Origin of the sequence: Actinoplanes sp. CA-142083 (assembly GCF_050942195.1) — a bacterium.
In the GTDB taxonomy this organism is placed as follows: domain Bacteria; phylum Actinomycetota; class Actinomycetes; order Mycobacteriales; family Micromonosporaceae; genus Actinoplanes.
Window position 1 is genome coordinate 9747639 of the sequence record NZ_CP192076.1, and the last position, 14195, is coordinate 9761833.

The 14195-nt window shown below is 72.8% G+C and carries 12 protein-coding genes; 4 read left to right on the plus strand and 8 right to left on the minus strand.

Going from position 1 to position 14195, the window contains the following annotated elements:
• The first annotated feature begins 2 nt into the window (after positions 1–2).
• Positions 3–386 (plus strand): hypothetical protein, encoded by a 384-nt coding sequence (locus ACQPZX_RS44895; RefSeq protein WP_433370122.1) that lies wholly within the window; start codon positions 3–5, stop codon positions 384–386.
• A 5-nt stretch (positions 387–391) separates the two neighbouring features.
• Here ACQPZX_RS44895 and ACQPZX_RS44900 read toward each other — a convergent pair whose 3' ends face one another.
• Entirely contained in the window at positions 392–3097 is a 2706-nt protein-coding gene (locus ACQPZX_RS44900; protein WP_433370125.1) for an AAA family ATPase, read from the minus strand.
• A 115-nt stretch (positions 3098–3212) separates the two neighbouring features.
• Here ACQPZX_RS44900 and ACQPZX_RS44905 point away from each other — a divergent pair, with 115 nt between their 5' ends.
• From ACQPZX_RS44905 to ACQPZX_RS44915, 3 genes are all read left to right on the plus strand, one after another.
• Positions 3213–5942 carry an AAA family ATPase gene (locus ACQPZX_RS44905; protein WP_433385866.1) on the plus strand — a complete coding sequence of 910 codons (2730 nt, stop codon included), beginning with the start codon at positions 3213–3215 and terminating at the stop codon, positions 5940–5942.
• A gap of 36 nt (positions 5943–5978) precedes the next feature.
• Positions 5979–6872 (plus strand): hypothetical protein, encoded by an 894-nt coding sequence (locus ACQPZX_RS44910; protein ID WP_433370128.1) that lies wholly within the window; start codon positions 5979–5981, stop codon positions 6870–6872.
• Positions 6873–6954: 82 nt separating this feature from the next.
• The gene (locus ACQPZX_RS44915; protein WP_433370130.1) at positions 6955–7326 is read left to right on the plus strand and encodes a YciI family protein; all 372 of its coding nucleotides are present in this window, start codon (positions 6955–6957) and stop codon (positions 7324–7326) included.
• 322 nt (positions 7327–7648) lie between these two features.
• On the opposite strand, the gene ACQPZX_RS44920 is transcribed toward ACQPZX_RS44915, so the two are convergent.
• The 7 genes from ACQPZX_RS44920 to ACQPZX_RS44950 form a co-directional block, all read right to left on the minus strand.
• Positions 7649–8800 (minus strand): DUF6745 domain-containing protein, encoded by a 1152-nt coding sequence (locus ACQPZX_RS44920; RefSeq protein WP_433370133.1) that lies wholly within the window; start codon positions 8798–8800, stop codon positions 7649–7651.
• A gap of 104 nt (positions 8801–8904) precedes the next feature.
• Positions 8905–9222, minus strand: coding sequence for a hypothetical protein (locus ACQPZX_RS44925; RefSeq protein WP_433370136.1), 318 nt, complete (start codon positions 9220–9222; stop codon positions 8905–8907).
• 23 nt (positions 9223–9245) lie between these two features.
• Entirely contained in the window at positions 9246–10139 is an 894-nt protein-coding gene (locus tag ACQPZX_RS44930) for an STM4011 family radical SAM protein (RefSeq protein WP_433370139.1), read from the minus strand.
• Complete coding sequence (locus ACQPZX_RS44935) at positions 10136–11431, minus strand: STM4012 family radical SAM protein (protein WP_433370142.1); 1296 nt, start codon at positions 11429–11431, stop codon at positions 10136–10138. Before ACQPZX_RS44935 ends, ACQPZX_RS44930 begins: the two co-directional genes overlap by 4 nt.
• Complete coding sequence (locus ACQPZX_RS44940) at positions 11428–12210, minus strand: STM4013/SEN3800 family hydrolase (protein WP_433385869.1); 783 nt, start codon at positions 12208–12210, stop codon at positions 11428–11430. The genes ACQPZX_RS44935 and ACQPZX_RS44940 overlap by 4 nt, the downstream gene beginning before the upstream one ends.
• Entirely contained in the window at positions 12207–13256 is a 1050-nt protein-coding gene (locus ACQPZX_RS44945; protein WP_433370145.1) for an STM4014 family protein, read from the minus strand. The genes ACQPZX_RS44940 and ACQPZX_RS44945 overlap by 4 nt, the downstream gene beginning before the upstream one ends.
• Entirely contained in the window at positions 13253–14176 is a 924-nt protein-coding gene (locus tag ACQPZX_RS44950; protein ID WP_433370148.1) for an STM4015 family protein, read from the minus strand. The genes ACQPZX_RS44945 and ACQPZX_RS44950 overlap by 4 nt, the downstream gene beginning before the upstream one ends.
• Positions 14177–14195: the final 19 nt, after the last annotated feature.

The following is a 14195-nucleotide window of genomic DNA, read 5'->3' on the forward strand; positions in this document are numbered from 1 at the left end:
ACATGAATCGACGCCATCTCTACCGGTTGACTGTCGGCACGGGCGCCGTTCTGATCTCCGCGGCGGCCGTGGCCTTTCTGGTGACTCAAGGACTCGACAGGGCCGACAAATGGTCCAGTGTCATGCAGTTGTTCATCGCCATCCTCGGGCTGATTCTTGCCGTCACCGGTTGGCGGTTCCGCTCCGCGCCACCGGCTCCACCTCGGGGTGACGAGTATGTGATACGCGTCCACGGTCGATCGGAGAACTGGGTGGTGGGCCGAGGACCGGACACCGATTCCGGTGACAGTGGCGACCGATACGAATTGGACGTGCACGGCCCGGCTGCCGACTGGACGGTCGGCCGACATTCGAAGAAGGCTTCGGCTGCCCGACGGAAGCGTTGAACCGGTCATCGTATGTCGGTCAGGGCGTCGCGCAGTTCGCGGCGGCTGGAGATGCCCAGCTTGGCGAAGACCTTGCGCAAGTGCCACTCCACCGTGCGGGTGCTGAGGAACAGCTCGGCGCCGATCTCGGGGTTGGACTGGCCGTCGCGGGCGCGGCGGGCTATCTGCCGCTCCTGGTCGGTCAGCTCGACCGCCTGCGCGGGCGCCGGCCGGGCGATCCGCTCGCCGGCGGCGGTCAGTTCGCGGCGGGTGCGGTCGGCGAAAGCTTCCGCGCCGGTGCTGGTGAAGATCTCGTGGGCTTTGCGCACGTGCGGGAGGGCGTCGGCCCGGCGATCCTTGCGGCGCAGCCATTCACCGTACGCGAGATGCGCGCGCCCCAGAGCGACGACGCCGCGGCTCTCCCCCAACCGTTCGATCGCCTCGCGGTACTGGTCCTCGTCTTCGAAGATCAAGGCCCGGGTGTACGCGCACGCGCCCAGCGCCCACGGCGTGCCGCTCGGCTCGGCCGTCCGCGTCAGTCGCTCCAGCGCCCGCAGGGCGATCTCCCGTTCGCCGCAGTGCACCGCCGCCTCGACCAGCTCGACCAGTCCGCGGTTCGCGGCGTCGGTCACGCGCGGCGCGAAAGTCGCCAGCTCGGCGGCCTCGAGCGCCTCCCGGTGGCGGCCGAGTCCGTTGAGCATCATCGCGTTGGCGTGCTGGAGCCGGCTCAGCCCCAGGCCTTCGCCGCGCGCGGCCAGCGTGCCGGCGAACTCGGCGACCAGCGGGACCGCCGTCGCTTCGTCGCCGCGCCATGCGGCCACCGTGGCCGCGGCGTAGCTCGTCACTCCGTAGCCGGCGGCCCGGGAGATGGCGTCGAGCTCTTCCACCAGCGTGGCCGCCCCGGCGATCTCGCCGTTGTGCAGCAGCACGCTGATCCGCAGGTGCAGCGCGATCGGCAGCACGGTCAGCGCCCCGGCCTCGCGCGCCAGCTGCAGGTACCGGGCGGTCAGGCGGAACAGCAGGTGGTCGTCCCAGACGTTCTGGGCTGCTTCGCAGACGACGAAGAAGAACCGCAGGGCATCCCCCAGAGGCGGCTCGTCCTCGAGAAAAGCGACCAGCGCTCGCCGTACGGGAAAAACACCCACCGCATAGCCGTCGGTCAGCAGCAGGGCCAAACCGTCGAGGAGAAGGTCGGCGGTTGTCGGCGGAGCCGACGCCGGCGGCGCCTGACGCGCCGCCGCGGCCACCTCGCGCACGCCCACCGAGCCCGCGAACCGTCCTACGTAGAACGAGCCGGCGAACGCGTCCAGGTAGGCGGCCCGGGACTGGCGCGCGTCGAGGTGCTCGAACTTGCGGGCCGTCTCGACCTGAAGGGCGGGTCCCTCGGCCTTGTCGTCGGAGAGAACGGTGAGCTGACCGCGCAGCGCCGCGATCCGGGCGCCGCGCAGCGCGTCCGGCGGACCCGTGCCTGCGCGAGCAAGCAGAAGCCGCGCCGCGTCGTTCGCGCCCGCCTGCGACTTCGCCCACGCCGCCGCGAGCTGGCGGTCGGCCCGGGCCGCCGGGTCGGGAGTGAGCTCGGCCGCGCGTTCCAGGAACGCCGCGGCCGCCGCCGAGCCGCCGAACGACTGCGCCCGGCCCGCGGCCGCCTCCAGCTCGGCCGCCACCGACTCGTCCGGGTCGGCAGTCGCGTAGGCGCGGTGCCAGGCGTGCCGGTCCGGGTCGGAGCGGGCGGACGTCGCCTCGGCCAAGGCCCGATGCGCCCGCCGCCGGTCGGCCGCGGTCGCGGCCCGGTAGATCGCCGAGCGCACCAGCGGATGCCGGAACACCACCCGCACCCCGATTCGCAGCAGGCCCGCGGCCTCGGCCTCGTCGGCCAGCTCCCGGCCCAGCCCGAGCCGGCCGGCGGCCCGCCACAGCAGCGCCGAGTCGCCCACCGGGTCGGCCGCCGCGACCAGCATCAGCAGCCGGGTCCGCTCGGACAGGCCGTCCAGGCGGCGCAGAAAGCTCGTCTCGATCCGCCCGGCCAGCGGCAGCCGGTACCCGCCGGCCATGTCGTCCGGCGCGAGCGGGAGCTCCAGCAGCGCGAGCGGGTTGCCGCGCGCCTCGGCCAGCACCGCGGCCCGGACCCGTTCGTCGAGCGGCCAGCGCACCACCGAGGCGAGCAGCTCCCGCGCGCTGTGGTCGGGCAACCCGCGCAGCACAAGTTCGGGCAGGCCGCTCAGCATCGGCATCGGCTCGCGCGCCGCGAACAGCATCAGCACCGACTCGGCGCCCAGCCGCCGGGCCACGAACGCGAGCGCCTGCGCGGACGCGCCGTCCAGCCATTGCGCGTCGTCGACCACGCAGGCCAGCGGGCGTGCCGCGGCGACCTCGGAGAGCAGCGTCAGCACCGCCAGCCCGACCAGGAACGGGGTGGGCGGCGGCCCGGCGGCCAGCCCGAACACGGTCGCGAGGGCGTCGCGCTGCGGCGCCGGCAACCGGTCGAGCCGGTCCAGCAGCGGGCCGCAGAGCTGGTGCAACGCCGCGAAGGGCAGCTCCATCTCCGATTCCACGGCAGCGACGCGTACGACCCGCAGGTCGCTCGCGCCCGACACCACGTCGTCGAGCAGCGCCGTCTTGCCCACGCCGGCCTCGCCCAGCACGACCAGGACGCCGCTGCGCCCGTCCCGTGCCGCCCGCACCAGCTGCTGCAACTCCGCGCGCTCGTCATCGCGCCCCCGCAACACCGCCACGCCCCCCGGCTGTCGAACCCCCGCCGCGAATCATCCCCCGCCAGCCGGAATCGATCAATGTAAGCCCTGCTCAGAACCACATCGCGAGAACGGCCTAAACTCCTGTGACGTGACGATGTTGCTCGGCCGCGCCCAGCAGCAGGCGGCTCTGGCAAACCTGCTCGACGCCGCCCGTCAGGGCCGCAGCGGCGCCACCGTGTTGCGCGGCGAGGCCGGCGTCGGCAAGACCGCGCTGCTGGACGATCTGGTCGCCGCGGCGAGCGACATCCGGGTCGTACGCGTCGCCGGTGTCGAATCCGAGCGTGAGCTGCCCTTCGCCGCGTTGCACCAGCTCTGCGGCCCGCTGCTGGACCGGCTCGACCGGTTGCCGGAACCCCAGCAGGAGGCGCTCGGCACCACCTTCGGCCTGCGCGCCGGCGCCGCCCCCAACCCGCTCTTCGTCGGCCTCGCCGTGCTGACCCTGGTGTCCGAGGTCGCCGCCGACCGGCCGCTGCTGTGCGTGGTCGACGACGCCCAGTGGCTGGACCGGGCGTCGGCGCAGACCCTCGGCTTCGTGGCCCGGCGGCTGGTCACCGAGTCGGTGCTGATGGTCTTCGCGGTCCGCGAGCAGCCCGGCCCGGCCGCCCCGGTGCTGGGCGACCTGCCGGCGCTGCCGGTCGAGGGCCTGGGCGAGAGGGACGCGCGCGCCCTGCTCGCGTCGGTGGCGCCCTGGCCGCTGGACTCGGACGTCCGCGACGCGATCCTGGCCGAGGCCCGCGGCAACCCGCTGGCGCTGCTGGAGCTGCCGGCCCGGGTGTCGCCGGTCGACCTGGCCGGCGGGTTCGCGCTGCCCGAGGCGCTGCCGCTGCCGGTCCGGATCGAGGAGAGCTTCCGCCGCCGCATCGGCGACCTGACCGCCCCGGCCCGGTTGTTGCTGCTGCTCGCCGCGGCCGACCCGGTCGGCGACCCGGCCATCCTGTGGCAGGCCGCCGAGCGGCTGGGGGTCTCTCGCGACGCCGGTGACGAGCTCGAGGAGGCCGGGCTGCTGCACCTGGGGTTGCGGGCAGCCTTCCGGCATCCGCTGGTGCGGTCGGCGGCCTATCGCACGGCCGAGCCGGAGGAGCGGCGGCGGGCGCACGCGGCCCTCGCCGAGGCGACCGATCCGGTCGCCGACCCCGACCGGCGCGCGTGGCACCGGGCGCAGGCCACCTCCGGCCCCGATGAGGCGGTCGCCACCGAGCTGGAGGCGTCGGCCGACCGGGCTCGCGCGCGCGGCGGGCTCGCGGCAGCGGCGGCTTTCCTGGAACGGGCGGCCGACCTGACCGAGGACCCCGGCCGGCGCGCCGAGCGGGAGCTGGCGGCGGCCCGCGAGACGTACAGGGCCGGCTCGCCGGAGGTGGCGACCCGGCTGCTCGCGCGGGCCTCGGCCGGGCCGGACGACGAGGTGCGGGACGCTCGGATCGACCTGCTGCGCGGGCAGATGGCCTTCGCGTCGGCCGACAGCGTGCGGGCGCCCGGGCTCCTGGTCGACGCCGCGCGGCGGTTCGAACGGCTGGATCCGGGCCGGGCGCGGGACATCTACCTCGAGGCGTTCGCCGCGGCGAACTTCGTGGGCCGTTTCGCCGAGGACGCCGGCCTTCCCGAGGTCGCCGCCGCCGTGCGGGCCGCGCCGCCGGCCGCCCGCGAGCCGCGCCTGCCCGACCTGCTGCTGGACGGGCTGGCGACGCTGTTCACCGACGGCTTCCCGGCCGGGGCGCCGCCGGTGCGCCGCGCGCTGGCACAGTTCGATGTGGACGATCTGGCCGTCGAGGAGTCGATCCACTGGCCGCACACGGTCTGCGCCGCGGCCAACTCGGTCTTCGACGACGCGGCCTGGCACGCGATCACCTCGGCGTACCTGCGGCTGGCCCGGGGCAACGGCGAGCTGACCGGCCTGTCGTACATCCTGCACATGCGGATCGGCCTGCACCTGCACCAGGGCGAGGTCGCCCAGGCGGCCGTGCTCGCCGACGAGATCGACGCGGTGATCGCGGCCACCGGCCGGCCGTCGCACGGCTTCGCGCCGCTGGTGGTGGCCGGCTGGCGCGGCGACGAGCAGGAGGTGCTGCGGCTGCGGCAGGCGACGGCGGACGGCGCGACCGACCGTCGAGAAGGGACGGTCTTCACCATCGTGCAGGTGGTGCTGGCCGTGCTCTACAACGGGCTGGGCCGTTACGCCGAGGCTTACGCGGCGGCGTCGCAGGCGGCTTCCTACGAGCTGGAGACCGGTTTCGCCAACTGGGCGCTGGTCGAGCTGGTCGAGGCCGCGGCCCGCGCCGGAGACCTGGACGGCGCTTCTCGTGGACTTGCGCGGCTCGCCGAGCGCACCACCGCCTGCGGCACGGATTGGGCGCTGGGCGTGGAGGCGCGATCGCGAGCGCTGCTGGTCGAGGGCGGAGCGGCGGAGCCGCTCTATCGCGAGGCCATCGATCGATTGAGCAAGTGCCGCGGCGCCTTTCCCTTGGCGAGGGCACATCTCGTGTACGGCGAGTGGCTGCGTCGCGAGAATCGGCGCGTCGACGCGCGTTCGCAGCTTCGCACCGCGTACGAGATGTTTGTTTCGTTCGGCACCGATGCCTTCGCCGACCGCGCCCGCCGGGAGCTGGCCGCCTGCGGCGAGATCGTCCGCAGCGAGGCGCCCGCGGCCGTGGACCTGACCCCGCAGGAACGCCAGATCGCCCGCCGGGCCCGCGACGGCCAGTCCAACCCCGAGATCGCCGCCGAGCTGTTCCTCAGCGCCCGCACGGTCGAATGGCACCTGCGCAAGGTCTTCGGCAAGCTCGGCATCACCAGCCGACGGGACCTGAGAACGGCCCTGCCCGGCTGATCCGCGCACTTGCCGCGCGGTGCTACCCAGTGACGTATGACCGACCGGCCGGCGCCAAACGCCGCCACCTGGCAGCACGCTGTCCAGATCGGCGGCTCGCTCGGCCTGGGCGAGCCGCTGGGCATCTACCACACCGAGATAACCCCTCCGCTGGGCGCGCGCCGGGTGATGCGCCTGCTCGCGCCGATCCCCGTCTTCCTGCTCGTCGTCGTTCTGCTCCTGGTGTGGGCGCCGGAGGCGGCGGTGCCGATCCTCGGCGTCTCGCCTTTCCTCGCCGGCGGCTACGTCCTGGTCTTCTTCGTGATCTCGCGGCGCGGCCGCTTCACCCGATGGCTGTACGGCTACGCGGGCGGCCTGGCCGAGATCGACCCCGGCGGGCCGCCGCGCGTGGTCCGGTGGGACGAGGTCACCGACGTGGTCGACGAGTGGAGCTCGGCCGGCTCGGAGTCGCAGTCCGCGTGGGACTACGAAGGCTTCCGCCTCACCACCGCCGACGGCCGGACCGTCCCGATCACGGCGAAGTACGCGAACGCGCTCGACCCGTACGGCCCGGTCGGCGGCATGATCCGCGCGCTGGCGCCGGCCCGGGTCGGCGACGCGATTCCCCGCTTCCCGTCGATCGCCGACCTGATCACCGGCCAGGCTGCCGCCCTCGTGGTGGCCCGGCTGGCGTCGGCCATCCGCGACGGCGCCACCATCGTGCGCGGCGACATCCGGGTGAATCGCGACGGGATTGCGGGCCCCAAGGACGCGGCCGTCACGCCGTGGGGCGCGATCGAGCGGGTCGAGCTCACGCCCGGCCGGGTGAAGGTGCGGCCGATCGGCGGCAAGGCCCGCAAGTACGAGAACTACCGAGATGGGTCCGGATATGCGGTGCTTTGCCGGGTGTTGCTGGCGCTCGGTGTGAGCGCCTCGTTCGAATCTTTGTAATAGCGTCGGATCCGGGTCGAGTCGTTCGTAGAACAAGGTGACAGGCGGCCGTCGGAGGCCGCCGGAACAAGGGAGTCATCGGATGCCCCGGTACTTGATCTCGTTCAACGACGGCGCGATGGATCACATCCCCGCCGAGGACATGGCCGACGTGGGCAAGGCTTCGCACGCGGTGATCTGGGAGGCCGTGAACGCCGGCGTGTTCGTCTTCGGCGCCGGGCTGGAGCGCCAGCAGGCGAGCGTTGTGGCCACGGACGGGCTGGTCACCGACGGCCCGTATCCCGAGACCAAGGAGGTCATCGGCGGCTTCGTGGTCGTCGACGTGCCCTCGCGCGACGAGGCGGTGGCGTGGGCCGCCAAGATTGCCGTCGGTTGCCGCTGCGCGCAGGAGGTGCGCGAGCTCCTCCCCGACCCCGAAACCGAAGCGATACTCCGCCCGGCCGCCCGGCGCTGACGGCCAAGGCAGCCCGGCCGGCCGGCCACATCCAGCCCGGCTGGACGGCGGCAGCGCGCCCGGGCGGCAGCGCCTGCCGCGTGGCCGGGGTGGCGGCGCGCGGGCCAGGGATGGCTCCCGGCCTGGCGTGGCTGGCGCGCGGGCCCGAGGTGGCGGCGCGCGGGCCCGAGGTGGCGGCGCGCGGGCCCGAGGTGGCGGCGCGCGGGCCCGAGGTGGCGGCGCGCGGGCCCGAGGTGGCGGCGCGCGGCCCGGGAGCCCAGCCCGGAGCGCCGTGCGCCAGCCGGGCCGGCGCGGTCCGTGGGTGTCGGCGGGCCTGTGCGGGTTACGTCTGGAGCAGGGGCTGGTACTCGTCGACGGTGAGGCCGAACGTCCATGCCACGCCCTCGCGGGCGGTGCGAGTGGTCGGCGGGACGCGCAACCAGTAGATGCGGCTGGTGCCGTCGGGCTCGGGAGTCGCGTTGACCACCTCGACCATCACCAAGGGCTCGTCGCCGGGAAGATCCAGGTACCACAACGTGCCGGTCTCGTCGGTGTGCAGGGAGCGGGCGCCGGACTCGCGCAGATAGCGGTCGTAGCCGTAGTGCTCCAGCATGACGCGGCGCAACTCGGCGTTGGTCTCGGCGCCTATCCGGTCGGCGGTCAGCGTGGGCAGCTGGGCTGCCAGGGCGGCGGGGATCGGCATGCCGCGCCACGCCCACAGGGCGTAGCCGTCGGGGAACTCCAGCGCGGGACCCTCGCCCCGATGCAGACGGCCGACGTTGTCGCGGGCCAGCAGGGTGGGGCGCTCGGTGAGGACGGCGAACCGGGAACCCGCCCACCACCAGCCGGCGCTGCGGGCCACGGCGGCGAGACCGGTGAGGCCCTCCATCAGGCCGGCGCCGGGGCGCACGCGGTCGGCGGCGTCGAAGGTTGCCAGCCACGCGCCGTCGTGCTGGCCGTAGATGGCGTCGAGCAGCCGGGAGCGCGCGGCCCGGCCCAGGTCGCCGGGGAGATCGGCGGTGAGGTCGTCGCCGAGGCGCTGGCGCAGGCGGGCGGCGACCCTGTCCATCGCGAGGCCCCAGCCGCGGCGGCCGGCGGCGACGCTCAGCTGTGCCCAGCCCTCGGTGCCGAGCACGCGGGACGCCCGGTCACGGGCGGCCGCCCACGGCTCGGTGCGGACCCGGCGCCGAACCGGCCCGCCATCGGTCTCGCCGGGCTGCCACCCCTGGCAGACCAGCGCCGACCAGACGCCGGCGACCCACGGCACCGAATCGCGCGAGGCGCCCGGCGACAGCAGAGCGGCCGCCACCGCCCCCGCTCGTGGCGACCCCACCCAGAACACGCGCTCGGGCTCGGGCAGACCCGCCACGCGATACGCCTCGCGCACGCCCGCCTCGGCGGCGCCCCGATCGGCGGGCGCCGCCTCCAGCGCCGCGGCCAGCCACTGATCCTCGATGGCAGCGGCCATCGTCTCCTGCTCGTCGGTGAGTCGCATCGCGTCGCCCTTCAATCCGCTACCGGGCAAAAGGAACTGAGTCGCATCGAGCCCGCCCTCAATCCGCAACCGGGCAAAGGAACTGAGTCGCATCGCGCCGCCCCTCAATCCGCGACCGGGCGGAAGGAACCAGGCACATACTCCCGCTGGCGCACCACGCGATAGCGCCCGGCCGGCAGCGAGATCGGGCCGTGCTCCTCGTGGGTCACCCGGCCATAGCTCGGGATGTCGACGAACATGCGCTCGGGATCGTCGAGGTCGGCCAGCAGCTGCAGACCCGGGCCGCCGATCACGTGGGCGTGACCGGTGGCCTCGCCGCGGGCCAGGACCATGCGGCCGCGGCGGTCGCGCGGGACCGGCGCGCACCCGGGCACCTCGGTGGGCGCCACCGGGACGATCAGCACATCACCCTGCCGATACATCAAGCCTCCAGGAGGTCGACGACTTAGGCAGAACCGTATCGTCGGGGTACGACATTTTCCGGGGGCGGCCAGAGCGCCGGGATCCGTTCGAGCAGGCCGTCGGCGTACACGTCACGCAGTTGTAAATGCTTGAGATGCACGTAGCCGATGTGGCAGTCGCAGATGTCGTTGCCGCAGGGTCGTGGCCGTAAGGCCGCGCGCCAGGATCCGTCGTAGAGGTTGCCGATCGGCGCCGGGATGAAGTGGCAGCGGCGCACCGTGCCGTCGCCGAGGACCGAGATCGCGGTCTCCCCGGCGTGGCAGGGCAGCCCCAGCGAGCGATGTGGACGGACGCTATCGCCGAAGCGCGGATCGAGCCCGGTCCAACGACTCTCCTCGGCCGCGGTGTAAAGGTGGCCCTCGGCGGCGTTGACCCACAGGTAGACCGACGGCGGCAGCGCCGATCGCAGCTCGACCGCCGCGTCGTAGTGCTCCGGGAGCCCGACCACCCCGACCGAGTAGCGCACGCCCAGCGCATCGAGCTGCCGGCACCGGGCGAGGAAGCGCGACAGCGACACCTGTCCGGGGTGATAGGTGGCCCAGAGCGCGGCCACCTCGGGGTTGGCCGACGAGAGCCAGTCGACCCGAGCCGCGAGATTTGTCTGGATCGCCACCCGCGCCACGTGCGGCAGGTGGGAGAGGCGCACGATCGTCTCGCGGTACCAGCTGCGGGTCAGCCCTTCGCCCCACGGCGTGAACAGCACCGAGAGCCGCCGGTCGTCGGTGCCCGCGACCCACGACGAGAAGCGCAGCAGATCGGCCTTGTCAGCGCGGAGCAGCGCGGGCGGATCGACCCGCTTCGCGAACGGGCAGTAGGGACAGTCGTAGTTGCAGCTCGCGAGCGGCCCCCGATAGAGGACATAGAGGTCGTCGTTCATCGCGGCACGTACGCGCCCATCGCCTCGCGGACCGGCCCGGAGACCAGCCACGGCCCGATCGCGTCCGAGCGCGCCAGCCCGGCCGCGGTCAGCACGCACCGGTCATCGCTCAGCCAGCCGCGCGAGACCAGCTCGCCGAGCTGCGGAAAGTCGTCGACGTGCGCGCTGCCGAAGCGATCACGATAGGCGAAAGCATCGACGCCCTCCGCCCGCAGGAGCGATTTGAGCAGCCATCGCCGCCGCTGTTCCGCGGCAGACAACTCGAAGCCGATCTCGGCATAGCGGAAGTCGTCGGCGGGCCGAGCCAGATAGTCGTCGATCACCGCCCGCACCTCGGATATGCCGACCGCGTAGTCGAACGAGTAGTGCAAGGCGGACGTATAGGACCGTGCTCCGCACCCGAGCCCGACCATGCCGTCGTCTTGGCAGCAGTAGTCCGATTTGTCCGGAGCAAGGCGCCGGAACTGCCGCATGGACAACTGCGAATATCCGGCCCCCGACAGCACCGAAACCGCTTGCCAATAAAGCTCCTGCCGCTGCCGATCCCAGCCGTCCCGCCCGTGCTCCCGCCGTCCCAGCCCGGTCAGCGGCCGCACATAGAGCGGATAGAGATAGAGCTCCTCGGGCCGCCATTCCAGCGCCGCCTCCAACGACCTCTGCCAGCTCGCCGGGGTCTGCCCGTCAATTCCATAAATCAAATCCACATTGAGTACGGGTATCGCAGCCGCTCGAATGACCTCCAGCGCCCGCATCACCTCCCCGATCCGCTGCGGTCGCCCGGCCGCACGCGCCTCCGCGTCGATGAAGCTCTGCACGCCCATGCTGACCCGCGTCGCGCCGAAGGCGGCCAGCACGGCCAGCCGATCCGGAGTCGCGGTGGCCGGCGACGTCTCGACGGAAAGCGGCAGCGAGCCCGCCCCGAACCCCGCCGACAAAATCTCGAACAGCGACGACAGCTCGCTCGCCGTCAGATAGGTCGGCGTCCCGCCACCGATGGCCAACTGCGCGAAGGTGACATCCTCGCCGAGGCTCTCGCGCACCGCCGCCGCCTGCCGCCGCAACTGCGCGAGATACGCGGTCACCTGATCGGCGGCCGGGTTGGCCCGGGTGAAGAGATTGCAGAAGCCGCATCGCATCTCGCAGAACGGCACGTGCACGTACCCGAAAAGCGCGTCCCGGGGCTCGTCGCGCCACACCTCGCTCAATGCGCGGCGCGGTTCCAGCCGCCGATAGGCGGTCTTGTGCGGATAGGCGTAGAGGTAGCCCTGATAGGGCGAGTCGTCGACCTTCATCGCAGGACGAATTCCGCGTACGGCACCGTCCACACCGCCGGATGCGCCACCCGATGTCCCACGTGCCCGTCCTCCCCGTAGAGCGTCCCGTGATCCGAGCAAATGATCACCTGGCACGGCCGTCCACGACCGGTTACCAGCTCGAACAGCCGCCCGAGCCGACCGTCCACATAGGCCAGCGCGGCCGCGTGGCTCGCCGGCGAATCGACGTCGGCCCCCGGCAGATAGTGCTTGTTCGGCTGGTGCAGAGCCGCGACATTGACGAAGGAGAAGAGCGGCTGGTCTTTCTCCAGCGACGAGATGACGGTCGCCAGGCGATCGATCTGCGCGCCGAAACAGTCGGGCGCGGTCACCCCGAAAGCCGGCTCCCAATGCGCCTCGGCGAACAGCCCCGGCAGAACCCGCCCCAGCGGCGCCCCTGGATTGAAGAACCCGACCCCACCCAGGCACACCGTGTGATAGCCCTCCGCCGCCAAGGCTCCCGGCAGATCGGCCGCGTCGAAGACGTACGTCGACTCCCCGCTCGACTCGCTCCCGGCGAAGCGGGCCGCGAAGAGCCGCTCGTGTGGCCCCGGCGTCGTCGGCGTCGGCAGGAACCCGGCGAAGAACGCCTGATGAGCCGCGTACGTGAAGCTCGCCGGCGTGTGCCGCCGCTCCCACACCCCGCCCGGCAGGACCGCGGCCAGCGTCGGCGTGCGCCCCTCCGCGAGCGCCGTCGCCGCCACGTCGTAGCGCAGCGTATCGAGCGTGACGAAGAGCAGGTCGTGGCTGCCGATCATCGCGCGCACGCGTCGTACCGCCCGTCGGCCAGCGCCGCGATCTCGTCGCCGTAGGTGTCGATGCCGGTCAGCAGGTCGCCGAACGCGTTCACCTCGGCCACCGCGTGCGCCCGCCACCCGGCCCGGAACATCAGGTCGACGCCGACGTGCAGGCTGCGCGGGAAGCATCGGGCCACATCGGAGCAGGTGCGCATCGCCGCCTCCCACGCCTTCTCGCCGGCCGCCGCGCGGACCGTCGCCACGTCGCCGCGAGCGTTACCAAGATGCAGATTGGTCAGCGGCGTCCGGCTCGTCCGCACGACGACATGCCTAGGCTCGCCCGCGATCACCACCACGCGCAGGTCGAGCGCGCGATCGCCGAGCCCGGCCTTGGGAAACCACCGCTCGACGTGGAGACCGTCCGGCCCGAGCCGATCGACGATCTCCGCGATCTGCCGCTCGCCTTCGTAACGCCGTACCCGCAAGTTGTTGTAAAGCCGCCCGTCGTCACCGATCTCGACCGAGGTCATCGCCATGATCCGCGACCTCGCGACGGCGAGCGCCAGCACACCTGAGGCCGACGAGCCGTGCGCCGGCTTCACGAACACCCGCTGCCATCCCGCCGCGCGCATCGCCGCGCGCAGCCCGGCGTAATCGCCGACCGGGGGCAGCGCCGCCGGCACCGGAATCCCCGCATCGGCCAGCCGCGCGTGACACCGGCGCTTGTCATTCATGACCAGAACATCGGCGGGTGGGTTCAGCAGACGACCGCCGCCTGCGGCGATGCGATCCAAGATCTTTTCCAGGCCATCGTACGCGTCCGCGCCGCCCACGATCTCGCCCGGCAACGCGGTTTCGCCGGCGCCCCGCAGCAGCCGCTCGACCTCGGCATCCTCACCCGGCGAGTCGATCCGCACGGTCGCACCCGGACCGGGCACGGGCCCACCGGTGAGCACGTCGCGCCAGGCGTACACGTCAGGCTCTTTGAATCCCGCCCGGCCGGCAGCCGCCGTGAAGAGCTTGACCCGCCGGTTGGCCGGATTGCCCACGACGGCCAGACGCATCATTCCGCCACCGCGGTGTACCGGCCCCACTCCTCTTCCTGCTGCCGGTCGGAGACGTCGACCCGCACTCCCGGAAGCTCCTCGACCAGCCGCTGCGCCAGCTCCTCGGTCATGAAGTGGTGGCTCAGGCTGAGCGAGGTCAGGTGGGTGAGTGGCTGCCCGGTGAGCAGCGCCTCGCCACCCGCGTCGCTCATCGCGCCCATCGACAGGTCGAGCTCGGTGAGCCGCGCGACCACCGGCGCGGCGGCGACGGCCGCGGCCACCTCGTCGGCGATCTCGGCGTTGCGCACGCCCAGCGAGGTCAGCGCGGGCAGCCGCTGGCCGGCCAGGATCGGCGCGAGGTCGTCGGCGCGGGCGTCACCGCCGTAGTTGGACACGCCGAGCCACAGCTCCAGATGCGTGAGACTCGGAAAATCGCAGGCGGCGACCGCGCGCACCACCTCGACCGGCAGGCCACCCGACTGCAGAACCAGCTCGCGCAGCCCCTCGTGGCGCACCGGCGTCAGCGCCAGCCCGTCGGCGCCGCGCACCCAGAGCCGCTCAAGCCGTGGGAAGGCCTCGAGCAGCGGGGTGATGTCGCCGAGCTTGAGCCAGGAGATCTCACACTGCTCGTAGGTCAGCTCGGCCACGAACAGCGCCCGAAGCCGGCTCAGCCGCGACGCGTTGCGCACCAGCAGATCGATCGGGAACTCCCGCTCGTACGCCCCGCCCCACTCCCCGACGACCAGCGCGACCGGACCGCCGTCCCCCACGCGTTTCAGCAGCTCTTCGAAGGCCCGCTCGATCTCCGCCGCATCCGCGTCGAAGTCCTCGACCTCAAGCCGCCACGCCACCGCGCCCGGATCGTCGGGCGCGTTGTCCTCGTCGTTCCACGCCACGATCGGCAGGCCTGCGAACGTAGTCAGGTTCGAGTTGATCGTCACGGCCGAGACCCTAACAACA